The sequence below is a fragment of the Arthrobacter sp. Y3221114 genome, from assembly GCF_059092625.1.
This window is the reverse complement of sequence record NZ_JBNHHW010000001.1, coordinates 286,328-308,300: the sequence shown is the minus strand read 5'-3', so window position 1 is coordinate 308,300 and position 21,973 is coordinate 286,328. Positions and strand designations below refer to the sequence as shown.

Below are 21,973 nucleotides of genomic sequence, written 5' to 3'. Positions count from 1 at the left end.
TCCCCACCCCTCCGCGGCGTGATCGGACGGTTATCCTTGGCGAATGAGTTTCTCCCGCGGCTCCCGGCTGGATACGTCACAGGTTCAGGACCGCCGCGGCGGCCTGGGCGGCAAGATCGCGATCGGGGGCGGCGGCCTGTTGGTCCTCATTGCCAGCCTGCTGGGTGTTCCGCCCGAAGTGCTGGAGGGCTTCGGCGTGGGCGGCGGCCAGGAACAGCAGCAGGCGGGAGGTTCCGTCCTGCAGGAAGAGTGCCGCACCGGCGCCGACGCCAACGAGCGCACCGACTGCCGCATCGTGGGTACCGTCAACAGCCTCAACGATTTCTGGGCCGGCTATCTCCCCCGCTACAACATGCAGTATCCCGCCCCGCAGACCGTCCTTTTCGACGGCGGCGTCAGCACCGGCTGCGGCAGGGCCAGCAGCGCGGTGGGCCCGTTTTATTGTCCATCCGATCAGACGGCGTACTTTGACACGTCCTTTTTCACCGAGCTGACCACCCGCTTTGGTGCGAGCGGGGGGCCGCTGGCCGAGGAGTATGTGGTGGCCCACGAGTTTGGGCACCACATCCAGAACCTGACCGGCGCCATCGGCTACGCCCGGCAGGATCCCCAAGGTCCCGAGTCCGGTGCAGTCAGGGTGGAACTGCAGGCGGACTGCTATGCCGGCGTGTGGGCAGGCAATGCCACAGAGCAGATCGACGAAAGGACCGGAGAACCGTTCATGCAGCCGCTGACCCAGCGGGACCTGCAAGACGCCCTCTCCGCCGCGGCCGCCGTGGGCGACGACCGCATCCAGCAAGCCGCCGCGGGGCAGGTCAACCCCCACACCTGGACCCACGGCTCCAGCGAGCAACGGCAGCGCTGGTTCCTGCACGGCTACCGGACCGGGGATGCCGGCCGGTGCGACACTTTCTCCGCCCCGGACCTCGACCGCCCCGCCTGACGCAGGCTGTGAAGGCTACAGGTCGCGCGGGTCCACCGGGTCGGTCTCGCTGATGCCCGCGGCGAAGGGCGGTGCGCCCCCGGAGGTCCCGGCCCTGCCGCCGTCGGGATCGCCGGGTCCGAAGCCGGGCAGATAACCGTCGGGCTCGCGGCCCATCGTTGTGTCCAGCAGCAGGAAGACCATGCCCGCTCCCAGCCAGACCAGGATCAGGCCGATCCCCGTCATCAGCAGCTCCCCCGGCCCCGCCGTCCCCAGACCATACGGCAGCCAGCCCGTCGCGGCACCCCTGACCCCCGTCCAGAGCAGCCAGAAACCCGGGAAGGCCAGGCCGAGCATCACCGCCCCGGCGCCGATGCGGGGCCGCGGACCAAAGATGAGCCAGCCGGTCAGGACGACCACGGGCAGCACGTAATGCAGGAGCCGGTCCGCCATCACCCCTGCCGCGGTCAGCCCGGCGGCTTCGGGAAAACCGCGGAACCGGGTGAACTGGGCCAGGAAGACCAGCAGCATGGCCGCCAGGGTGGCGGTCCGGGCTGCCCGCCAGAGCCGTCCCCCGGCCATGGTCGAATCCATCAACAGCGTCAGGCTCACCACAAAGACCAGCAGCGCGGCCTGCACCCCCGGCGCGCTGGCGTAGTTCCACCAGGCATGCGCGGCGGCGGCGGCATAGCCGGGCGCCGCCGGCACGGCGGTGATTCCGACGACGAGGCCCACTACGGCCAGCAGCGCGGTCAGGCCGTGGTAGGCCGCAGCGACATGGACCTCGTCATAGCGTCCCCGCCGCCGCTTTAATGCCGCCCTCGACACTCCCATGACATGATCCTAGCCCCGCGGGCCGGTGCCAACACAGCAGCGGACCGGCCACCCGAAGGTGACCGGTCCGCCGTCGTCGATTCGTCGGGCTCAGATATTGAAGCCGAGGGCGCGCATCTGGTCGCGGCCGTCGTCGGTGATCCGTTCCGGACCCCACGGCGGCATCCACACCCAGTTGAGGCGCCACTCGTCCACCACGCCGTCCAGCGCCTGGCCGGTCTGCTCCTCGAGGACGTCGGTGAGCGGGCAGGCGGCGGTGGTCAGCGTCATGTCGATGAGCAGGGCACCGTCGTCGGCGTACTTCAGCCCGTACAGCAGGCCGAGGTCCACGATGTTGACGCCCAGCTCAGGGTCGATGACGTCCTTGAGCGCTTCCTCGACGTCCTCCAGGGACGTCTGCGGGGCTTTGGCTTCTGTCATGATCAGGCCTTTGCTGCTGTCAGGTAGCGGTCGTAGCCCTCTTCTTCGAGACGGTCGGCCAGTTCGGGGCCGCCCTCTTCGGCGATGTGGCCATCCACGAAGACGTGCACGAAGCCGGGCTTGATGTAGCGCAGGATGCGGGTGTAGTGGGTGATGAGCAGGGTGCCCATCGCGCCCCCGGCATGCACCCGGTTGTGGCCTTCGGAGACCACCTTGAGCGCATCCACGTCCAGGCCGGAGTCGGTTTCGTCCATGATGGCGAACTTGGGCTTGAAGAGTTCAAGCTGGAGGATCTCCACGCGCTTCTTCTCGCCGCCGGAGAAGCCTTCGTTCACGTTGCGCTGGGCGAAGTCGGCGTCGATGCGCAGCTGGCCCATCGCTTCCTTGACGTCCTTGGTCCAGGTACGCAGGCTCGGGGCCTCGCCGTCGAGGGCGGTCTTGGCGGTGCGCAGGAAGTTGGTCATGGTCACGCCGGGTACCTCGACCGGGTACTGCATGGCCAGGAACAGGCCGGCGCGGGCGCGCTCGTCCACGCTCATGGCCAGCACATCTTCGCCGTCCATGGTGATGGAGCCGGAGTCGACGTTGTAGCGCGGGTGCCCGGCGATGGTGGCCGCCAAGGTGGACTTGCCGGAACCGTTCGGGCCCATGATGGCGTGGATTTCACCGGTTTTGATCGTCAGGGACACGCCCTTGAGGATCTGCTTGCTGCCCTGCTCGGTGTCGATGCTGACGTGCAGGTCCTTGATTTCAAGAGTAGACATCTGTCTGCTTTCTCCTTTGCGCCCGGTGGGAGCGGGCGCCGTTCACGTGATTGAAGTTTTTAGTTGAGGTCCGGGGCGGGCGCCCCGTTGAGGACGTTCGTGACGTCCACGTAGACGCCGTCGCCGTCGAGCGTCAGCGCGAACACCGGGACGGGCTCGAACGCCGGCAGGCTCAGCGGCTCGCCGGTGCGCAGATCGAACTGGGAGCCGTGGCCCCAGCATTCGATCGCGCAGCCTTCGACGTCGCCTTCGGAGAGGGAGACGTCCGCGTGCGAACAGGTGTCCCCGATGGCGTGGAGTTCGCCTTCGGAGTCCCTGACGATGGCTACCGGGTAGTCATCGATCAGGATGCGCACTGCCTGATTGACCTGTACGTCAGAGGCCTGGCACACCAGTTCGCCGCGCGGAGTCCCGCTCATCAGAGGTTGCCCGCCTCGAGCTCGCGTTCCAGTGCGGCGTTGAGCCGCTCTTCGAGGGCGGGGACCCGGATCTGCTGAATGACCTCGTTGAGGAAACCGCGGACCACCAGGCGGCGGGCGACGTCTTGGGGGATGCCGCGCGCCATCAGGTAGAACAGGTGCTCGTCGTCGAAGCGGCCGGTGGTGCTGGCGTGGCCGGCACCTTCGATCAGTCCGGTCTCGATTTCGAGGTTCGGCACCGAGTCGGCGCGCGCGCCGTCGGTCAGCACCAGGTTCCGGTTTGCCTCGTAGCTGTCGGTGCCTTCGGCTTCCTTGCGGATCAGCACGTCGCCCACCCAGACGGTGTGCGCGTTCTTGCCCTGCAGGGCGCCCTTGTACAGCACCCGCGACTTGCAGTTCGGCATCGCGTGATCCACGAACAGGCGGTGCTCAAGGTGCTGTCCGGCGTCGGCGAAGTAGAGGCCGAACATTTCCACATCGCCGCCGGTGGCAGTGAAACGGGTGGACGGCGTGACGCGGACCAGGTCGCCGCCCAGGCTGACGGTCACATGCTTGAACTTCGCGTCGCGGCCCACGCGGGCCTGCTGCGAGGAGGCGTGAACGGCGTCGTCGGCCCATTCCTGCACCGAGACGACGGTGAGTTCGGCGCCGTCCTGCACGTCGATCTCCACGTTCTGCGAGACCGTTGCACTGCCCTTGTGGTCCAGTACGACGACGGCCTTGGAGAACTTTTCGGCCACGATGACCAGGTGCTGCGCGGACAGCTCGGTGCTGTTGCCTTCCACCACCACGGCGACGCCGGAATCCAGCTGGGCTTCGGCCGGAATGGTCACCACGGTCGCTTCGGTGAACGCCTCCCAGGCCGCCGCGGAGACGCGGTCCTCGGGGATGCCCGCAACGCCGATGCGTGCATCGCTCCGGCCCACGGTCTCGACCAGGACGCCGGCCGGCAGGTCGGCGCCTTCGGGCCCGGTGACGGTGACGGCCGGTGCGGTACCGGTCAGCGCGTCGCTCTGCAGGCCGCGCAGGCGCTTGAGCGGGGTGAACCGCCAGTCTTCCTCGCGTCCGGTGAGCTGGCCGAAGTCTTCTGCCTTGTACGAGGTCAGGCGGCCGGCGCGGGAGCTGTCCGGAACCCCGACGCCGCCTCCGTGGCTGTGGCTTTTCGCGCTGGCCCCGGCCAGCGGGCCTGCGGCAGCGTTGGCCGGGGAGAGGTTTTCGCCTTCCTCCGTGAATCCGTCGATGGCCGGAGCACCGATACGTGCCTTCTCAGTGATCTCAGTCATTAACCTACGGATCCTTCCATCTGCAGTTCAATCAAGCGGTTCAGCTCGAGGGCGTATTCCATCGGCAGCTCGCGGGCGATCGGCTCGATGAAACCGCGCACGATCATCGCCATTGCTTCGTCTTCGGCCATGCCGCGCGTCATCAGGTAGAACAGCTGCTCTTCGCTGACGCGGGACACGGTCGCCTCGTGGCCCATGGTGACGTCGTCTTCGCGGACGTCGATGTACGGGTACGTGTCCGACCGCGAGATGGTGTCCACCAGCAGGGCGTCGCAGACCACGCTGTTCTTGGTGTTCTTCGCGCCTTCGCGCACCTGGACCAGGCCTCGGTAGGCCGAGCGGCCGCCGCCGCGGGCCACGGACTTGGCCACGATCGCGCTGGACGTGTTCGGCGCGATGTGGACCATCTTCGAGCCCGTGTCCTGGTGCTGGCCGGCACCGGCGAAGGCGATGGACAGCGTCTCGCCCTTGGCGTGCTCGCCGGTCAGGTAGACGGCCGGGTACTTCATGGTGACCTTGGAGCCGATGTTGCCGTCGACCCACTCCATGGTGGCGCCCTCATGGGCGATGGCCCGCTTGGTGACCAGGTTGTACACGTTGTTGGACCAGTTCTGGATCGTCGTGTACCGGACGCGCGCGCCCTTCTTCACAATGATTTCAACGACGGCGGAGTGCAGCGAGTCGGAGCTGTAGATCGGCGCCGTGCAGCCCTCGATGTAGTGCACGTAGGAGTCTTCGTCGGCAATGATCAGCGTGCGCTCGAACTGGCCCATGTTCTCGGTGTTGATCCGGAAGTAGGCCTGCAGCGGGATATCCACGTGCACGCCCTTGGGGACGTAGACGAAGGACCCGCCGGACCAGACGGCCGTGTTCAGCGAGGCGAACTTGTTGTCGCCCACCGGGATAACCGAACCGAAGTACTCCTGGAAGATCTCCGGGTGTTCCTTCAGGCCGGTGTCGGTGTCCAGGAAGATCACGCCCTGGGCTTCCAGGTCTTCGCGGAGCTGGTGGTAGACCACCTCGGACTCGTACTGGGCGGCGACGCCGGAAACCAGGCGTTCACGCTCTGCCTCGGGGATGCCCAGCTTTTCGTAGGTGACCCGGATGTCCTCGGGCAGGTCCTCCCACGTCTTGGCCTGCTTCTCCGTGGAACGGACGAAGTACTTGATGTTGTCGAAGTCGATGCCGGACAGGTCGGCGCCCCAGGTGGGCATCGGCTTGCGGTCGAAGTACTTCAAGCCCTTCAAACGCAGATCCAGCATCCACTCCGGCTCGCCCTTCTTGGCGGAGATGTCGCGGACCACTTCTTCATTCAGACCGCGGCGGGCGTTGGCGCCGGCGGTGTCGGCGTCGGACCAGCCGTATTCGTAGGTCCCGATGCCATGCAGCTCGGGGTTCTTTTCCAGGATTTCGGAAATGGTGGTGTCGGCTACATCGGTCGTCCCGACCGCGTTCCTCATGCTCTGATCCACTTGGTCCGTCATCACGGCCTCTCTTGCAGATTGATGGATACTCGTCTCGTGCCTGTCGCCGGTTCGACGGGTCGAACCGCAGACCTTGTTCGACCCACCGGGATGTGGGTCGTACAAACATGTCCCCCGCTGGCCAGCGTGGACAGTCGCCTGACATCCACCCCTAGCAGCCGGGAGAAAACTTCAGTTTCGCTGTCGCAGAAGACGGGGAAGTCTGCTGCCAGCTGCTGCACCGGGCAGTGCCCCTGGCACAGCTGGACGGCCAGCATGGTGCTGTGCGGCGCCTTGGACCCCACCACGTTGGTGGAGCCAACGAAGCCGTCGGCGCTCAGCGCCTCCGCCAGGGCCTTGGCCCGCTCTTCGATTCCGGGCCCTGCCGCCTCCACCACCGGACGGTAGCGTTCTTCCATGTCCCGGTAGCGGTTCCGCGCGAACTCAGCGACCGCCTCGCGGCCGGCGGCCTCGCCCAAGGCCGCCAACGCGGTACGGGCAATATCCAGATAGTCGTTGCCGAGCCGTGTCTGGCCCTGCCGGCTCAGCACGTACTTCCGGGCCGGTCGGCCTGCTCCGGTGGCCGAATTCGCGGTGAGCTTGACCTCGATCAAGCCCTTGCGGGACAGGGCATCCAGGTGGCGCCGCACGGCCGCGGGGGTGAAGCCCAGTATCTCGCCGAGCCCGGCGGCGCTGACGGGTCCGTGTTCCAAAACGGCATTCAACACCCGGTCCCGGGTCCGCTCCTCGGACTCCGGTGCCTGGGCACGCAAAGAAGCACTACTGGTCATGGAATACACAACACAATCATGACGTATTCTATTCCGCCCTACCAGTAAGGCAGGCCTTAGCGGAGCATCCCTCCGTGGACCGCTCTACGTCCCGTAGAATGTTCGGGTGCCTACCTCCGAACCCTGCCTGGATATCCAGGGACTCGTGAAAGATCTGGGACCGGTGGAGGCCCTGGACAACAAGATGGTCCGCGTCATCGACGGGGTCCATCTGCGCGCCTACCCCGGGCAGGTCACGGCCTTGCTCGGACCGAACGGCGCGGGCAAGACCACCACTTTAGCCTGCGCGCAGGGCCTCATGCGTCCCAACGGCGGCACCGTTCGGCTCCTCGGCCAGGATCCCTACCAGGCGGGAGCGGAACTCCGGAGCCGGGTCGGCGTCATGCTGCAGGAAGGCGGCCTGCCGCAGGCCATCCGGCCGCTGGCCCTGCTCCAGCACGTTGCCGGAATGTACCGGGACCCCCGCAGCGTGGACGAGCTGGCGGAGCGGCTGGGCATCAACGGATTCGCCAACACACCCATCCGCAGGCTCTCGGGCGGACAGAAGCAGCGGGTGGCCCTGGCCGCCGCCTTGGTCGGCGATCCGGAGGTCCTTTTCCTGGACGAACCAAGCGCCGGACTGGACCCACAGTCCCGGGCCGTGGTGTTCGACCTGATCCAGGAACTGCGGGCCGAGGGGCTGGGCATCATCCTCACCACGCATCTCATGGACGACGCCCAGCGGCTGGCCGACTACGTCTTCATCATCGATGCCGGCAGGACGGTAGTGCACGGCACGGTCGCCGAACTCACGGCGGCCACGGACGAGAGCGCCGGCGTCGAACGCCTGCTGACCTTCGATGCCGCCCCGGGCCTGTCCTTCGCCCTGCCCGAGCCGTTCACCGCCGTCGAGAACGTTCCCGGCCGCTACACGGTGGCCGGCCAAATCACCCCCGCACTGCTGGCCGCGTTGGCGGCGGAGTGGGCGGCCCACAATGTCATGCCGGCGTCCATCCATATGGCACCGCGTTCGCTGGAGGATGTCTTCCTCGATATTTCCGGGAAGGACCTGCGATGAGCGCGCCCGCCCCCTTGATCCGCCGGATCGCCCTCCAGGGCCGCTACGAGACCCTGGGCATGCTGCGCAACGGCGAGCAGTTACTGATTGCGATCATCCTGCCGCTGCTGGCGCTCATCGGCCTGACCGTCACACCGCTGCTGGACACCTTCACGGACAACCGGATCGCCATGGCGGCCCCTGGCGTCCTGGCCCTGTGCACGGTGTCCACCGCCTTGACCGGCCAGGGAATCGCCACCGGCTTCGACCGCCGCTATGGCGTCCTGCGGTTCCTGTCCACCACTCCGTTGGGACAGGGCGGCCTGATCCTGGGAAAGATTCTCGCCGTGCTGGCCATCATGGTGATCCAAGTCGTGGTGGTGGGCGGGACTGCCCTCCTGTTCCTCGGCTGGCAGCCCGCACTCGGCGGCATCGCGCCGGCAGCCGCGCAGCTGGTGCTCGGTGCCGCGGCTTTCACCTCGCTTGGTCTCCTGATCGCCGGGACCGTGCGGCCGGAAGCCACGCTGGCGATTACCAACCTGCTGTGGGTGCTGTTGGCGGCCGCCGGCGGTATCCTCTTCCCAGTGGCCAGCTGGCCCGACGTTTTCGAGCCGGCCGCCCACGTGCTACCCTCGACTGCTTTGGGCGACGCCCTGCGCAGCGCGCTCATCGACGCGCAGTTCAATCTCACCGCATCAATCGTGCTGCTGGCCTGGACCGTAGTGGCCAGCCTTGCCGCCATCCGCTGGTTCAAATGGAGCTAAGTCAATGACCACCGCCACCCCGAAGTCCCGCGGCCTCCAGGACCGGCTGCCCGTCTCGGTCAACAGGACCGTGCACGGGCTGGCCATTGCCTCGCTGGTGTCGCAGATGGGCATCATCATCACCGGCGGCGCCGTGCGGCTGACCAAGTCCGGCCTGGGTTGCTCGGAGTGGCCGAACTGCGTACCCGGTTCCATGACGCCGACGCCCGAGATGGGCATCCACGGGCTGATCGAATTCGGCAACCGCACGCTGACGTTCATCCTGGTCATCATCGCCGTGGCCATGCTCGTGTCGCTGTGGCGGATGCGCCGGTCGCACCGCACCCTGTTCGGCCTGGCGGTGGCACTGCTGTGCGTCATCCCGGTGCAGGCCCTGATCGGCGGCATCACCGTGTGGACCGATCTGAATCCGTGGGTGGTTAGCCTGCACTTCCTGGCCTCGGCGGCACTGGTCGCCGTGGCCACGCTGCTGGTGAACCGCACCGGTATGTACTTGCGCGGCGGCACCGCGGTGGCCGTCGCTCCGGTCCCGCGCATCCAGGCAACCCTGGGCTGGACCATCGCCGCTACCTCTGCTGCGTCCATCGTGCTGGGCACGATCGTGACCGGCACCGGCCCGCATGCCGGTGACGCCAGTGCCCCGCGGCACAACTTCAGCGCGGACCTGGTGACGCGGATCCACGTGGTGCCGGTCTACCTGCTGGTCGCGGCCATCGTGCTGGCGCTGGTGCTCGCCTACCGCCACGCCACCTCCCCGCAACTCCGTACCGCTCTCTGGTGGCTGGCCGCCGTGGTCCTGCTTCAGGGCGGCATCGGTTACCTGCAGCACTTCACCGGGCTGCCGGTCGGCCTCGTGCTGCTGCACATGCTCGGTTCCGCCCTGCTGACCGTCGCGGCCACGAATGTTTGGGACCGTTCCACCGGCAAATTCCCGCTGTAGTCCGATCAAGCGGCGGGCTGTCGCTACTGTCCTGCCGGTGCCCCATCAGCCGGGCGGAACGCCTCGATGCCTTCCATGAGGCGGGCGAGTTCGCGGCGGCTGCTCCCGGGCAAGGGGTGCAGCGGCAACCGCGGATCACCGGCGTCGATCCCGGCGGCCCTGGCCAACGCGTAGAGATTGCTGAGGGGGCGCAGCGAGCCGTAGTTGGCCATGAGCGGAGCCAACGCGGCGCGTGCTGCGGCGGCAGTATCCTCATCGCCGGCCAGCAAGGCGTCGCGCAGCACCCGGTAGTGCGCCGGCAGCACGGCAATCGGCCCGCCATGCCAGGCGTCGGCCGCGAAGCCGGCCTCCGCGATCAGCGCGTCACCGCTCATGCCATGGCTGAAATCGCCCGCTTCGACCGGCAGCAGGCGGCGGAGTTCTTCATATCGCTCGCGGAACACTTCGGCATCGGGGGCCGATTCCTTCACGGCCACGATGTGGGGCTCCGCGGCCAGCTCGGCCACGAGCTCCAGGCTGAAGCTGAACTGCGTGGTGCGGGGATTGCTGTACAGGCAGATAGGGAGGCCGGACTGCCGGGCCGCGGCAACACACTGCGCCGCCACTTCCTCGTCCGTCAGGGGATAGTAAGAGACCGTGGAGACCAGGAGGCCGTCGGCGCCGGCAGCATTGGCGTCGTCGATGTTCTGCAGGAGTTCACGGGTGCCCACCGCGCTCACGCCGACGCACACCGGCAGCCCGGGCCGGACCGCCCTGGCCGACTCCACCGCCGCTATGACGACATCCCGTCGCTCCGCGCGGTCCAAATAGGCGAAGTTGCCCGAACTACCGAGCACCGTTATCGCGTCGACGGGGGCGTCGCTCACCGCGGCGATATGGCGAATCAGCTCCGGAAGGTTGACACCGCCGTCGTCATGGAAGGGGGTCACCGGATAGGCAATCAGGCCGCGGAAGGGATTCATGCCGCAATCTTAGGGCAGCGCGGGCAGGACAGCCTGACGGCCGGGCCGGCCGGAAGGGATCAAGCCGGCGTTGGGCGGGCGGCGCTAACCGAAGACCGGACCGCCGATGAAGGGGTCCAGGGCCAGGGCCAGGAACAGCACCGTCAGGTAGCTGATGGAACCGTGGAACACCCGCATGGCGCTCTTGTTCGTGACGGCGGTGCTTTCGGTTCCGCGCTTGGTCAGCGCGTAGAGCCGGTGCGATTCGTAGACGAACCAGGAACCGCTGAGCAGTGCCACGATCGTGTACACCCAGCCGGCGCCGCCGACCGGAGCCAGCAGCAGCGAGCAGACCAGGGTGGCCCAGGCGTAGAGGACAACCTGAACGGAAACCTGCCGGGCGCTGGCGATGGCGCCCAGCATCGGCACGTTGGCGGCGTTGTAGTCGTCGCTGTATTTCATGGAGAGCGGCCAGTAGTGCGGAGGGGTCCACAGGAAGATGACCATGAACAGGATCACCGCCGGCCACGCCACCGTGTTGGTCACGGCGGCCCAGGCGATGAGCACCGGGAAGCACCCGGCGGCGCCGCCCCAGACGATGTTCTGGGAGGTGCGGCGCTTAAGGATCAGCGTGTAGATCACGACGTAGAAGAAGATCGCGCCGACGCCCAGCATGCCGGCCAGCGGATTTGCCCCGAACCAGAGGAGCGCCACGGCCACCACGGCGAGCACCCAGGAGAACACCAGGGCCTCGCGCGGAGTCAGTTCCCCCGTCACGAGCGGGCGGTTCTCGGTCCGGTGCATGAGCTTGTCCATGTCCCGGTCGATGTAGCAGTTGAAGGAGCCGGCCGCTCCGGCAGCCAGGGCTCCGCCGACCATCGTGGCAGCCATCAGCCAGAGGTCGGGAAAACCGCCCTGGGCGAAGATCATGGTGGGCAGCGTGGTCACCAGCAGAAGTTCCATCACGCGGGGCTTCGTGAGCGCTATGTAGGCCTTGGCCTTGCGCGAGAAGCCGGGCTTGGCCGGAACGGCCAACGCCTGGTCCGGAACGGTCTGGATATTCAAGGAAAAACCACTCAGTTCTGCTGGAGTTCGTCTGACACACGAAAGCGCCCAGCCTTGAAGGACGGGCCAAGGTGCACCTACATCATACTCCTTCTATGTCTCGTAGAAACCGGTTTCGCCGGCCCTCGCCGAAACCTGCCCAGGCCCGCCCGCGTCTGCGCAGGCCCGCCCGCGCCTGCCGGCGTCAATCAATGGCTGCCTGTGACTGCGGGCACTGCGGCACGTCCTGCGCATTGCAGACTCAACGGATAGAGTGGGGAACAAGCGCCAATCCGCGGTGATGGGGCGCAGCAAGCTCGAGGCAGTATCAACGGCGAATGGTCCACTCGGTCCGCGGCTGCGGCTGTTTTCCGGACCGTCGGCTGCCAACTGGACGTATCAGAAAGGGGCCCACCCGGTGCCACACATGGAAGATCAGGAATTGTCCTGGACATCGCTGGACCAGCGGGCGGTGGACACGGTGCGTGTCCTCGCCGCCGATGCAGTGGAGAAGGTCGGCAACGGCCACCCCGGCACCGCCATGAGCCTGGCCCCGGCCGCGTACCTGATCTTCCAGCAGTTCATGCGCCACGACCCGACCGATCCGCACTGGGTGGGCCGCGACCGGTTCGTCCTCTCCCCCGGCCACACCTCGCTGACGCTGTACATCCAGCTGTTCCTGTCCGGCTACGGCCTGGAACTGGAGGACCTGAAGGCGCTGCGGACCTGGGGATCGCTCACGCCGGGCCACCCGGAGTACAAGCACACCCCGGGCGTTGAAATCACCACCGGACCGCTGGGCCAGGGGCTCGCCTCCGCCGTCGGCTTCGCCTATGCCCAGCGCCGCACCCGCGGCCTGTACGACGCCGATGCTGCCGCCGGCGAAAGCCCGTTCGACCACACCGTCTGGGTGATCGCGTCCGACGGCGACCTGCAGGAAGGCGTCACCTCGGAGGCCTCCTCCCTGGCCGGCCACCAGGAGCTGGGCAACCTGGTGGTGCTCTACGACGACAACAAGATCTCCATTGAAGACGACACCGACATCGCCTTCACCGAAGACGTGCTCAAGCGCTACGAAGCGTATGGCTGGCACACCCAGCGGGTGGACTGGACCCGGACCGGCGAGTACGTCGAAGACGTCCCGGCCCTGTTCGAGGCGTTGAAAGCCGCAAAGGCCGAGACCTCCCGGCCCTCGATCATCTCGCTGCGCACCGTCATCGGCTGGCCTGCCCCCAAGAAGCAGAACACCGGCAAGATCCACGGCTCCGCCCTGGGCGCCGAGGAAGTCGCAGCCGTCAAGGAGGTGCTCGGCTTCGATCCGGAGCAGCATTTCGCCGTCGAGCCGGAGGTTCTGGACCACGCCCGGCAGGTAGCCGTGCGCGGCAAGCAGGCCCGCGCGGACTGGGAGACCGGCTACCAGGCGTGGCGCGAGGCCAACCCGGAGAACGCCGCGCTGCTGGACCGCGTGCAGGCTTCCGAGCTGCCGCAAGGCTGGGAGGCGGCGCTGCCCGAGTTCCCGGCCGGCAAGGACGTCTCCACCCGGGCCGCCTCCGGCAAGGTGCTCAACGCCATCGGCCCGGTGCTGCCGGAGCTGTGGGGCGGTTCGGCGGACCTGGCCGAATCCAACAACACCACCATCGAGGGCTCCCCGTCTTTCGTTCCCGAGTCGCGCCAGACCGACATGTGGTCCGGCGGGCCGTACGGCAGGGTGCTGCACTTCGGCATCCGCGAGCACGCCGCCGCCGCCATCGTCAACGGCATTGTGCTCAGCTCCAACACCCGCGCCTTCTCGGGCACGTTCCTGATCTTCAGCGACTACCAGCGGCCGGCCATCCGGCTGGGCGCCCTGATGGGCGTCCCCTCCATCTACGTGTGGACGCACGATTCGATCGGGCTGGGTGAAGACGGACCCACCCACCAGCCTGTGGAGCAGCTGGCGAGCCTGCGCGCCATTCCGGGCCTCGACGTCGTCCGCCCGGCCGATGCCAACGAGGTGGCGCAGGCCTGGAAGACGATGCTGGAGAACCACAGCAACCCGGCTGGCATTGTGCTCACCCGGCAGAACCTGCCGGTCTACGAGCGCGGCGAAGGCGGCTTCGCCTCCGCCGACAACGTGGCCAAGGGGGCGTACGTGCTGGCCGAGGCTCAGTCCGGCGGCACGGACACGACCCCGCAGGTGATCCTGCTCGCCACCGGCTCCGAAGTGCAGCTGGCCGTCCAGGCCCGCGAAACCCTGCAGGCCGACGGCATCGCCACCCGCGTGGTTTCCGTTCCCTGCCTCGAGTGGTTCAACCGGCAGGACTCCGCCTACCGCGAGTCGGTGCTTCCGGCCGGGATCAAGGCCCGCGTGTCGGTGGAAGCAGGCATTGCGCAGTGCTGGGACGGTTTGGTCGGCGATGCCGGCCGCAGCGTGTCCCTGGAGCACTACGGCGCCTCCGCTGACTACAAGACCCTGTTCCGCGAGTTCGGACTCACGGCCGAGGCTGTTGTCGAGGCCGCCCGCGACTCGCTCTCCCAGACCACCAATTCCTAAGGAGGACGCAATGTCCAACGCGAATACCCAGGCACTCTCCGATGCCGGCGTTTCCATCTGGCTCGACGACCTTTCGCGCCAGCGGATCAACTCCGGGACCCTGAAGGCCCTGATCGACGAAAAGAACGTGGTGGGCGTCACGACCAATCCCTCCATCTTCGCGGCGGCCCTGCAGGACGGCCGCAGCTACGAGGCACAGGTTCAGCAGCTGGCCGCCGACGGCGCGGACGTGGATTCGGCGGTCTTCGCCATCACGACGTCCGACGTGGCCGAGGCCTGCGACCTGTTCTCCCCGCTCGCCGCCGATACCGAAGGTGTGGACGGCCGCGTGTCGATCGAGGTGGACCCCCGGCTGGCCCGTGACGCGCGCGGCACGGTTGCCGAGGCCCAGCATCTGCACAAGGCCGTGGGCCGCACCAACGCCTTTATCAAGATCCCGGCCACCAGCGAAGGTTTGGAGGCCATCACCGAGACCCTCGCGCTCGGCATCAGCGTCAACGTGACCCTGATCTTCTCGCTGCAGCGCTACCGCGAAGTGATCAACGCCTTCATGCTGGGGCTGGAGCAGGCCAAGGAAAACGGCAAGGACCTGGCGACCATCCACTCGGTGGCTTCGTTCTTCGTCTCCCGCGTGGATTCCGAGATCGACAAGCGCCTGGACTCGGCCGGAACCGAAGAGGCCGCCGCGTTGAAGGGCAAGGCCGGCGTCGCCAACGCACGCTTGGCCTACCAGATCTACGAGGAGCAGTTCGCGACCGAACGCTGGCAGGTGCTGGCGGCCGCCGGCGGCCGGCCGCAGCGGCCCCTGTGGGCTTCCACCGGCGTGAAGAACCCGGACTACCCGGACACCCTGTACGTCACCGAACTCGTGGCCCCGAACGTGGTCAACACCATGCCGGAGCAGACACTGGAAGCCGTCGCCGACCACGGCAAGGTCGAGGGAGACCGGATCACCGGCACCTACGCCGAAGCCAACAAGGTGCTCGACGACATCGCGCAGGCCGGCGTTTCCTACAACGAGGTGGTGGAACTGCTCGAGGACGAGGGCCTGGAGAAATTCGTGGCCAGCTGGCAGCAGTTGCGGGAGACCGTCCAGAACGCTCTCGACTCGGTGCCCGGAGCCCGGAAGTCATGAGTTCGCTGGCTTTCGAAGCGTCGGGAGCCGCACTCGCCGCCGTCCGCCGTCATATCGGCACCCTGGTGGATGACCGCGTCGCGTCCCGCATCGCGGCCCAGGACAACACCCTGTGGGGCCCGGAGGCAGAAGCCGAGGCGGCCGTCCGACTCGGCTGGGTGGACGCCGCGGCGCTGTCCCGGCCGCTGGTTCCGGAGATCCTGGAGCTGCGCAAGGCGCTAACGGCCGAGGGCGTGACGCGCTTTGTGCTGGCCGGGATGGGCGGCTCCTCGCTGGCGCCCGAAGTGATCGCCAACACCGCCGGCGTGGAGCTCACCGTCCTCGACAGCACGGATCCGCAGCAGGTGGGTGCCGCGCTGGCAGAACGGCTTGCCGACACGGCCATCATCGTGTCGTCCAAGTCCGGATCCACGCTGGAAACCGATTCGCAGCGCCGTGTCTTCGAGCAGGCTTTCGCCGACGCCGGTTTGGACGCCGCTTCGCGGATCATCGTGGTCACCGACCCCGGCTCCCCGCTGGATGAGGCGTCGCGGGAAGCCGGGTACCGGGCGGTGTTCAACGCCGACCCCAACGTCGGCGGGCGGTACTCCGCGCTGACCGCCTTCGGCCTGGTTCCCGCCGGACTGGCCGGCGTGGACATCGAAAGACTGCTTGACGACGCCGAAGAGGCCGCCGAGGTGCTCTCCGAGGATTCCGCGGACAACATGGCCCTGGCCCTGGGCGCAGCGCTGGCCGGCACCGAGCCGCTGCGCAACAAGGTAGCCATCGCCGACGAAGGTTCCGGCATCGTCGGCTTCGCCGACTGGGCCGAGCAGTTGGTCGCCGAGTCCACCGGCAAGCTGGGGACCGGACTGCTGCCGGTGGTGGTCAACGCCGGCGATCCGGAAACCGTCTCCGGAGCCAAGGATGTGCTGGTGGTCCGGCTGGTCTCCCCCGATCACGAGGTGACAGTCGGAGCCGACGAGGTTGTCGTGGGCGGGAGCCTGGGCAGCCAACTGCTGCTGTGGGAGTACGCCACGGCGGTAGCCGGCCGCCTGCTGGGCATCAACCCCTTCGACCAGCCGGACGTGGAGGCGGCGAAGGTGGCGGCACGCGGGCTGCTGGACGAACGTCCGGCGGCGGCGCTGCCCGATTTCACCGACGGCGCCGTCCAGGTGCGCGGCAGCGGCTTGGCCATGGGCGCGTCGCTGGACGACGCGCTGCGCGACCTGCTGGGCAAACTGGGACCGGACGGCTACGTGAGCGTCCAGGCCTACCTCGACCGCTTCGGCCAGGCCGAGCTGGAAGGCATCCGGCCCCGGCTGGCCGACGCGACCGGACGGCCCGTGACATTCGGCTGGGGCCCGCGGTTCCTGCATTCCACCGGTCAGTTCCACAAGGGCGGACCGGGCATTGGTGTCTACCTGCAGCTGACCGGCGAGGCCGCGACGGACATCCCCATCCCCGGACGCGAGTTCAGCTTCGGCGAACTCATCGATGCCCAGGCCGCCGGCGACGCCAACGTGCTGGTGGAGGGCGGCCGCCCCGTCCTGCGCCTGCATCTGGCCGACCGGGCGGCCGGCGTGCGCCAGGTGATGGACGCCGTGTCCCGACTGGCTGGAAAGCAGTAATGGCCCCTTCCGCACGACAACGGCGTCTCGCCAACCCACTGCGTGACCCGCGGGACCGCCGGCTTGACCGCATTGCAGGCCCCTGCTCCCTGGTGCTGTTCGGGGTCACCGGAGACCTGGCCCGCAAGAAGCTCATGCCGGCGGTCTACGATCTGGCCAACCGCGGGCTGCTGCCGCCCAGCTTCGCGCTGGTCGGCTTCGCCCGCAGGCCCTGGGACGACGACGAGTTCGCCGCCCAGGTGAAGGAATCCGTGCAGCGGCACGCCCGCACCCCGTTCCGCGAGGACGTCTGGACCCACCTGGCGGCCGGCATCCGGTTCGTCCAGGGCGCTTTCGACGACGAGGCCGCCTTCGAGCAGCTCCGCGGGACCTTGGAAGAGCTGGACGAGCAGCGCGGAACCCAGGGCAACCACGCCTTCTACCTCTCGATCCCGCCCAAGGCCTTCGAGCAGGTGTGCAAGATGCTCTCGTCGCACGGCCTGGCCCAGGCAACCGATCAAGCAGACGGCATGCCGTGGCGTCGGGTGGTCATCGAGAAGCCCTTCGGGCACGACCTTCAGTCCGCCCGTGAACTGAACAACATCGTCGAATCGGTCTTCCCGCCGGACGCGGTGTTCAGGATCGACCACTATCTGGGCAAGGAGACGGTCCAGAACATCCTGGCCCTGCGCTTCGCCAACCAGCTGTTCGAGCCGCTCTGGAACGCCAACTACGTGGACCACGTGCAGATCACCATGGCGGAAGACATCGGCATCGGCGGCCGGGCAGGCTATTACGACGGCGTCGGGGCGGCGCGCGACGTCATCCAGAACCACTTGCTCCAACTGCTGGCCCTGACGGCCATGGAGGAACCCATTTCCTTCAACGCGGAGGACCTGCGGACGGAGAAGGAAAAGGTGCTGGCCGCCGTCAAGCTCCCCGAGGACCTGTCGGCCCATTCCGCCCGCGGCCAGTACACCGGCGGGTGGCAGGGCGGCGAGAGAGTCGCCGGCTACCTGGAGGAAGAAGGCTTCAATCCGGACTCGGTCACCGAGACCTATGCGGCGCTGCGGCTGGACATCCACACCAGGCGCTGGTCCGGGGTGCCCTTCTACCTGCGTGCCGGCAAGCGGCTGGGCCGCCGGGTGACGGAGATAGCGGTGGTGTTCAAACGCGCGCCCAACCTGTTGTTCCCCAACCATCATGAGGACGACTTCGGCCAGAACGCGGTGGTGATCCGCGTCCAGCCCGACGAAGGGGTCACCATGCGTTTCGGTTCCAAGGTGCCCGGCACACAGATGGAAGTCCGGGACGTCACCATGGACTTCGGCTACGGGCACGCGTTCACCGAGTCCAGCCCGGAGGCGTACGAGCGGCTGATCCTGGACGTACTGCTCGGCGAGCCGCCGCTGTTCCCCCGCCACCAGGAAGTCGAACTGTCCTGGAAGATCCTTGACCCGTTCGAGGAGTACTGGGCCAATAGCCGCACCCGACCGGAACCGTACTCCCCTGGCAGCTGGGGACCTGCGTCGGCCGATGAGCTGTTGGCCCGTGACGGACGCACTTGGAGAAGGCCGTGATTAAAGAGCTCAAGGACACGACCACGTCGAAGGTCTCGAAGGAAATCGTGGCCATGCGGGAGCAAGGCGGCGTGGTGGCCCTGGGGCGCGTGCTGACCCTGGTGGTCGTGACCTCGCTGGGCTACGAAGAAGAAGCAATCTACGCCGCCAACGCCGCCAGCCGGGAACATCCCTGCCGGATCATTGCCCTGGTCGATGCGGGGTCGGAGGCGAAGACCAAGCTGGATGCCCAAATCCGGGTCGGCGGCGATGCCGGAGCAGCCGAAGTGGTGGTGCTGTACGGCTACGGCCAGCTGGCAGCCGAAAGCGAGTCCCTCGTGGCTGCCCTGCTGCTGCCCGATGCCCCGATCGTCGCGTGGTGGCCGCACGGCATGCCGAAGGATGCTTCGCGCACGTCCATCGGCCGGATTGCGCACCGCCGCATCACCGATTCCGACAGGGAGCCCGACCCGCAGCAGGCACTGTTCAGCCTGCGCGAGACTTATACCGCCGGGGACACGGACCTGGCCTGGACGCGGTTGACCAGTTGGCGCGTCCAGTTGGCCGCCGTCTTTGACCAGCTGGAACCCGCTCCGGTCACCTCGGTTGCCGTGGAGGGCGCCTCCGACTCCCCCAGCACCGTCCTCTTGGCGGCGTGGCTGACGCTGGCCCTGAACGCGCCGGTGACCATCGTGGAGGACACGGCGGGGACCGGCATCAGGGGCGTGCGCATCTCCCGGACGACCGGCGACATCCGGATCCTGCGTCCCGGCCCGTCCGTGGCCGAACTCATCATGCCCGGACTGCCGGTGCAGCGCATTACGCTGCCGCGCCGTCCGCTGGAGGAATGCCTGGCCGAAGAACTCCGCCGGCTGGACCCGGACGAAGTGTTCGGCGAGGTGCTGATCCATGGATTACCCCGGACCAATTTGAGGAGCGTGCGCCGCAGTGACCGCTGACCCACACGTCGTAGTCCATTCCGACACCGCCGCCGTCGCCGGCTCGGCTGCCCGGAGGCTGGTGGAGCGTCTGGCGGCGGCCCAGGCCGAGCGCGGCGATGCCACCGTGGTGCTCACCGGCGGCAGCCTGGGCATCAACACGTTGAAGGCGGTCGCCGCCGTCGACACCCCCGCCGGCTTCGATTGGTCCAAGGTCAACATCTGGTGGGGCGACGAGCGGTTCGTCGCCAAGGACAGCCAGGACCGCAACGAACGGCAAGCCCGCGAAGCGCTGCTGGACGCGCTCCCCCTGGACCCGCACCGGGTGCACCCCTTCGGTGCGGCCGGCGAACACGCCAACCCGGACGCTGCAGCCGCGGCCTATTCCGCCGCGTTGCGGCAGGCCGCGGCCGAAGAGGGCACGAGCGGCCCGGTGCCCAGATTCGACGTGCTGTTGCTGGGCGTCGGTCCTGATGCCCACATCGCATCGCTGTTTCCCGAGATGGGCGGCATCCGCGAGGAAGAGCGTTCGGTGGTCGGCGAGACCGATGCTCCGAAACCCCCGCCGGAGCGCGTGTCCCTGACGCTGCCGGCGATCAACTCCGCGGACGAGGTCTGGTTGGTGGTGGGCGGCCAGGACAAGGCCGGTGCCGTGGGACTGGCCCTGGCCGGCGCCAACCCGGTGCAGGTTCCCGCCGCCGGTGCGCGCGGGCGCAAGCGCACCGTGTGGCTGCTGGACCAGGACGCCGCGTCCAAGCTGCCGCACGCGCTGCTGTCCGCGACCGAAAGAGGCGACGGCTAACAGCGGTTCCTCCGGCGCCCGGCATTGCCGGTGGGTTCGGCCCGCTAGCGCGCCTCTCGACGCCGTCGCCGCAACTTCTCGAGCGCCTGTTCCACCACGGCCTCCGCCTCGTCCGGGCTGCGCCGTTCCTTCGCGTACTCCAGGTGGCTCTTGTAGGGCTCGTCGCTGCTGCGGGCTTCGGTGGTGTACCCGCCCGGTTCCCTGGCTGCTGTCTGGCCGCAGTGCGGGCAGTCCCACGACGGCGGGATGTCGGCTTCGCTGAGATTGGCGAAGACCGGTGTGGTCTGGTGCCCCTTCGGACACCAATACGTGACAGGAACCTTGGTCACCGGAACTACCGTCCGCCCGGTCACGGCCTGCCAGCCCGCAAGCCCGGCACCCGACTCGGACCCCACCCGTACCGCGCGGAAAGAATTCGACGGATCAACCATGTTTGCTCCCCGCTGAGAAGAATCGATGCCCCCTGCATCGGGCACCAGTCTACGGGTCGAACAGCGATGGGTTAAGGGGTTGGCCGAAGTCTTCGGTCCGTCGGACCCAGACAGCGGAGCCCGGCGCGGAGACGGGCGCCGGAAGCGTCGGTCAGGATTCCGCGCTGAAACGCATCATGAGGCCGAGGGCCACGATGACCGCGCCCCAGACAAGCCCCAGGACGACGGTGAACCGGTTGAGGTTGCGCTCCGCGACGCCGGACGATCCCAGGCTGGTGGTCATCCCACCGCCGAACATGTCGGACATGCCGCCGCCGCGCCCCTTGTGGAGCAGGATGAGCAGGGTCAGCAGCAGGCTCGTGATGCCGAGCAGGATTTGCAGCGTGATCTTCAGAGCTTCCACAGTGGCCTTTCGTCAGCTGTCGGGATATCCCAGTGGCGGGCAGACATCACTTTGTCAGCAGGTGGTGTTCGAACCTGACAATATTAGCAAATTCGCCTGCATCCAGGCTGGCGCCGCCGACCAACACGCCGTCCACGTCGCGCTCGTTCAGGATCGCGGCCGCGTTCGCCGCCTTCACGGAGCCGCCGTAGAGCAAACGTACCCCGGCTGCCACGCTGTCATCGAAGAGGACGGCCATCTCAGCGCGGATGGCGGCACACATCTCCTGGGCATCCTCGGGGCCGGCCACTTCCCCGGTGCCGATCGCCCACACCGGTTCGTAGGCGATGACCAACCCCGCCGCCTGCCCGGCATCCAGGCCCGCTACATCCGCGCGCAGCTGACCGAGCGTGTGCTCCACGTGGTTCCCGGCCTGGCGCACGGCGAGGCCCTCGCCCACGCACAGCACCGGGGTCAGCTTGTGCCGGTAGGCCGCCTTCAGCTTCGCGTTCAGCAACGCGTCGTCCTCGCCGTGGATCTCGCGCCGCTCGGAATGCCCGACCAGCACATACCGGCAGCCCAGCTTGGCCAGGAATTGTCCGGAGATGTCACCGGTGTAGGCGCCGGCATCGTGCGGCGAGAGGTCCTGGGCGCCGTAGATAAGCTTCAAGTCGTCGCCGTTGACCAGCGTTTGCACGCCGCGCAGGTCGGTGAACGGAGGGAAGACGGCGACCTCGACCCGGGCAAAGTCGTGCCGGGCATCGCTCAGCGTCCACGCCAGTTTCTGCAACAGGGTGATGCCCTGGACATGGTCCATGTTCATTTTCCAGTTGCCGGCGATCAGCGGGGTGCGGTCGAACTTGCCGTTGGTCGAGGTGGTCACTGAGGTCTCCATCTGTTCTGGGCGTCGCGGTGGACGCCGTGCTGCTCTGAGGGGCGGCGCCGTCGGGCTTGGGCGGTACCGGCAACCCCTGCCGCCCGAG

The 21,973-nt window shown here is 67.7% G+C and carries 22 protein-coding genes; 10 read left to right on the top strand and 12 right to left on the bottom strand.

Annotated elements, in window-relative coordinates; genetic code table 11:
• Positions 1–43: 43 nt before the first annotated feature.
• Positions 44–943, top strand: coding sequence for a KPN_02809 family neutral zinc metallopeptidase (ypfJ, locus tag AC5RV3_RS01420; protein WP_494120627.1), 900 nt, complete (start codon positions 44–46; stop codon positions 941–943).
• Between the two features lie 15 nt (positions 944–958).
• On the opposite strand, the gene AC5RV3_RS01415 is transcribed toward ypfJ, so the two are convergent.
• From AC5RV3_RS01415 to AC5RV3_RS01385, 7 genes are all read right to left on the bottom strand, one after another.
• Positions 959–1,756, bottom strand: coding sequence for a Pr6Pr family membrane protein (locus tag AC5RV3_RS01415; RefSeq protein WP_494120626.1), 798 nt, complete (start codon positions 1,754–1,756; stop codon positions 959–961).
• Positions 1,757–1,846: 90 nt separating this feature from the next.
• Positions 1,847–2,176, bottom strand: a complete 330-nt coding sequence (locus AC5RV3_RS01410; protein ID WP_493978517.1) for a metal-sulfur cluster assembly factor — start codon at positions 2,174–2,176, stop codon at positions 1,847–1,849.
• A gap of 2 nt (positions 2,177–2,178) precedes the next feature.
• Positions 2,179–2,940, bottom strand: coding sequence for a Fe-S cluster assembly ATPase SufC (sufC, locus tag AC5RV3_RS01405; protein WP_494120625.1), 762 nt, complete (start codon positions 2,938–2,940; stop codon positions 2,179–2,181).
• Positions 2,941–2,999: 59 nt separating this feature from the next.
• The gene (locus AC5RV3_RS01400; protein WP_493987283.1) at positions 3,000–3,359 is read right to left on the bottom strand and encodes a non-heme iron oxygenase ferredoxin subunit; all 360 of its coding nucleotides are present in this window, start codon (positions 3,357–3,359) and stop codon (positions 3,000–3,002) included.
• Positions 3,359–4,642, bottom strand: coding sequence for a Fe-S cluster assembly protein SufD (gene sufD, locus AC5RV3_RS01395; RefSeq protein ID WP_494112737.1), 1,284 nt, complete (start codon positions 4,640–4,642; stop codon positions 3,359–3,361). The genes AC5RV3_RS01400 and sufD overlap by 1 nt, the downstream gene beginning before the upstream one ends.
• Complete coding sequence (gene sufB, locus AC5RV3_RS01390; protein WP_494112738.1) at positions 4,642–6,126, bottom strand: Fe-S cluster assembly protein SufB; 1,485 nt, start codon at positions 6,124–6,126, stop codon at positions 4,642–4,644. Before sufB ends, sufD begins: the two co-directional genes overlap by 1 nt.
• Positions 6,126–6,896: a helix-turn-helix transcriptional regulator gene (locus AC5RV3_RS01385; protein WP_494112739.1), complete on the bottom strand. Its 771-nt coding sequence runs from the start codon at positions 6,894–6,896 to the stop codon at positions 6,126–6,128. Before AC5RV3_RS01385 ends, sufB begins: the two co-directional genes overlap by 1 nt.
• 163 nt (positions 6,897–7,059) lie before the next feature.
• Here AC5RV3_RS01385 and AC5RV3_RS01380 point away from each other — a divergent pair, with 163 nt between their 5' ends.
• From AC5RV3_RS01380 to AC5RV3_RS01370, 3 genes are read left to right on the top strand one after another with little or no spacing between them, the layout of a single operon-like run.
• The gene (locus tag AC5RV3_RS01380; RefSeq protein WP_494112772.1) at positions 7,060–7,953 is read left to right on the top strand and encodes an ABC transporter ATP-binding protein; all 894 of its coding nucleotides are present in this window, start codon (positions 7,060–7,062) and stop codon (positions 7,951–7,953) included.
• On the top strand, positions 7,950–8,696 hold the full coding sequence (locus AC5RV3_RS01375; RefSeq protein WP_493987286.1) for an ABC transporter permease: 747 nt from the start codon (positions 7,950–7,952) through the stop codon (positions 8,694–8,696). The genes AC5RV3_RS01380 and AC5RV3_RS01375 overlap by 4 nt, the downstream gene beginning before the upstream one ends.
• Before the next feature lie 4 nt (positions 8,697–8,700).
• Positions 8,701–9,636, top strand: coding sequence for a COX15/CtaA family protein (locus AC5RV3_RS01370; RefSeq protein ID WP_493987287.1), 936 nt, complete (start codon positions 8,701–8,703; stop codon positions 9,634–9,636).
• A gap of 23 nt (positions 9,637–9,659) precedes the next feature.
• Here AC5RV3_RS01370 and AC5RV3_RS01365 read toward each other — a convergent pair whose 3' ends face one another.
• Positions 9,660–10,598, bottom strand: coding sequence for a dihydrodipicolinate synthase family protein (locus AC5RV3_RS01365; RefSeq protein ID WP_494120624.1), 939 nt, complete (start codon positions 10,596–10,598; stop codon positions 9,660–9,662).
• An 84-nt stretch (positions 10,599–10,682) separates the two neighbouring features.
• The gene (locus AC5RV3_RS01360) at positions 10,683–11,642 is read right to left on the bottom strand and encodes a heme o synthase (RefSeq protein ID WP_493987289.1); all 960 of its coding nucleotides are present in this window, start codon (positions 11,640–11,642) and stop codon (positions 10,683–10,685) included.
• A gap of 406 nt (positions 11,643–12,048) precedes the next feature.
• Here AC5RV3_RS01360 and tkt point away from each other — a divergent pair, with 406 nt between their 5' ends.
• The 6 genes from tkt to pgl are packed head-to-tail and all read left to right on the top strand — an operon-like array spanning position 12,049 to position 20,177.
• A complete protein-coding gene (tkt, locus tag AC5RV3_RS01355) occupies positions 12,049–14,154 on the top strand; it encodes a transketolase (protein WP_494120623.1) in 2,106 nt (701 codons plus the stop codon).
• 10 nt (positions 14,155–14,164) lie between these two features.
• Positions 14,165–15,289, top strand: a complete 1,125-nt coding sequence (gene tal, locus AC5RV3_RS01350) for a transaldolase (protein ID WP_494120622.1) — start codon at positions 14,165–14,167, stop codon at positions 15,287–15,289.
• Positions 15,286–16,899, top strand: a complete 1,614-nt coding sequence (locus AC5RV3_RS01345) for a phosphoglucose isomerase-related protein (RefSeq protein WP_494120621.1) — start codon at positions 15,286–15,288, stop codon at positions 16,897–16,899. Before tal ends, AC5RV3_RS01345 begins: the two co-directional genes overlap by 4 nt.
• Entirely contained in the window at positions 16,899–18,458 is a 1,560-nt protein-coding gene (zwf, locus tag AC5RV3_RS01340) for a glucose-6-phosphate dehydrogenase (RefSeq protein WP_494120620.1), read from the top strand. The genes AC5RV3_RS01345 and zwf overlap by 1 nt, the downstream gene beginning before the upstream one ends.
• A 53-nt stretch (positions 18,459–18,511) precedes the next feature.
• Positions 18,512–19,396, top strand: a complete 885-nt coding sequence (locus AC5RV3_RS01335; protein WP_494121004.1) for a glucose-6-phosphate dehydrogenase assembly protein OpcA — start codon at positions 18,512–18,514, stop codon at positions 19,394–19,396.
• The gene (pgl, locus tag AC5RV3_RS01330) at positions 19,386–20,177 is read left to right on the top strand and encodes a 6-phosphogluconolactonase (RefSeq protein WP_494120619.1); all 792 of its coding nucleotides are present in this window, start codon (positions 19,386–19,388) and stop codon (positions 20,175–20,177) included. Before AC5RV3_RS01335 ends, pgl begins: the two co-directional genes overlap by 11 nt.
• 44 nt (positions 20,178–20,221) lie before the next feature.
• Here the strand turns inward: pgl and AC5RV3_RS01325 are convergent, their stop codons facing one another.
• From AC5RV3_RS01325 to tpiA, 3 genes are all read right to left on the bottom strand, one after another.
• Positions 20,222–20,608 carry an RNA polymerase-binding protein RbpA gene (locus tag AC5RV3_RS01325; protein ID WP_493987294.1) on the bottom strand — a complete coding sequence of 129 codons (387 nt, stop codon included), beginning with the start codon at positions 20,606–20,608 and terminating at the stop codon, positions 20,222–20,224.
• A gap of 151 nt (positions 20,609–20,759) precedes the next feature.
• Positions 20,760–21,011 (bottom strand): preprotein translocase subunit SecG, encoded by a 252-nt coding sequence (gene secG / locus AC5RV3_RS01320; RefSeq protein WP_493938941.1) that lies wholly within the window; start codon positions 21,009–21,011, stop codon positions 20,760–20,762.
• Positions 21,012–21,057: 46 nt separating this feature from the next.
• Positions 21,058–21,873 carry a triose-phosphate isomerase gene (tpiA, locus tag AC5RV3_RS01315; RefSeq protein WP_494120618.1) on the bottom strand — a complete coding sequence of 272 codons (816 nt, stop codon included), beginning with the start codon at positions 21,871–21,873 and terminating at the stop codon, positions 21,058–21,060.
• Positions 21,874–21,973 lie beyond the last annotated feature (100 nt).

What these genes read in the sequence shown, in the direction of transcription:
- ypfJ (WP_494120627.1), top strand. Translation starts at nt 44, where the DNA reads ATGAGTTTCTCCCGCGGCTCCCGGCTGGATACGTCACAGGTTCAGGAC.
- AC5RV3_RS01415 (WP_494120626.1), bottom strand. Translation starts at nt 1,756, where the DNA reads ATGGGAGTGTCGAGGGCGGCATTAAAGCGGCGGCGGGGACGCTATGAC.
- AC5RV3_RS01410 (WP_493978517.1), bottom strand. Translation starts at nt 2,176, where the DNA reads ATGACAGAAGCCAAAGCCCCGCAGACGTCCCTGGAGGACGTCGAGGAA.
- sufC (WP_494120625.1), bottom strand. Translation starts at nt 2,940, where the DNA reads ATGTCTACTCTTGAAATCAAGGACCTGCACGTCAGCATCGACACCGAG.
- AC5RV3_RS01400 (WP_493987283.1), bottom strand. Translation starts at nt 3,359, where the DNA reads ATGAGCGGGACTCCGCGCGGCGAACTGGTGTGCCAGGCCTCTGACGTA.
- sufD (WP_494112737.1), bottom strand. Translation starts at nt 4,642, where the DNA reads ATGACTGAGATCACTGAGAAGGCACGTATCGGTGCTCCGGCCATCGAC.
- sufB (WP_494112738.1), bottom strand. Translation starts at nt 6,126, where the DNA reads ATGACGGACCAAGTGGATCAGAGCATGAGGAACGCGGTCGGGACGACC.
- AC5RV3_RS01385 (WP_494112739.1), bottom strand. Translation starts at nt 6,896, where the DNA reads ATGACCAGTAGTGCTTCTTTGCGTGCCCAGGCACCGGAGTCCGAGGAG.
- AC5RV3_RS01375 (WP_493987286.1), top strand. Translation starts at nt 7,950, where the DNA reads ATGAGCGCGCCCGCCCCCTTGATCCGCCGGATCGCCCTCCAGGGCCGC.
- AC5RV3_RS01370 (WP_493987287.1), top strand. Translation starts at nt 8,701, where the DNA reads ATGACCACCGCCACCCCGAAGTCCCGCGGCCTCCAGGACCGGCTGCCC.
- AC5RV3_RS01365 (WP_494120624.1), bottom strand. Translation starts at nt 10,598, where the DNA reads ATGAATCCCTTCCGCGGCCTGATTGCCTATCCGGTGACCCCCTTCCAT.
- tkt (WP_494120623.1), top strand. Translation starts at nt 12,049, where the DNA reads ATGGAAGATCAGGAATTGTCCTGGACATCGCTGGACCAGCGGGCGGTG.
- tal (WP_494120622.1), top strand. Translation starts at nt 14,165, where the DNA reads ATGTCCAACGCGAATACCCAGGCACTCTCCGATGCCGGCGTTTCCATC.
- AC5RV3_RS01345 (WP_494120621.1), top strand. Translation starts at nt 15,286, where the DNA reads ATGAGTTCGCTGGCTTTCGAAGCGTCGGGAGCCGCACTCGCCGCCGTC.
- zwf (WP_494120620.1), top strand. Translation starts at nt 16,899, where the DNA reads ATGGCCCCTTCCGCACGACAACGGCGTCTCGCCAACCCACTGCGTGAC.
- AC5RV3_RS01335 (WP_494121004.1), top strand. Translation starts at nt 18,512, where the DNA reads ATGCGGGAGCAAGGCGGCGTGGTGGCCCTGGGGCGCGTGCTGACCCTG.
- AC5RV3_RS01325 (WP_493987294.1), bottom strand. Translation starts at nt 20,608, where the DNA reads ATGGTTGATCCGTCGAATTCTTTCCGCGCGGTACGGGTGGGGTCCGAG.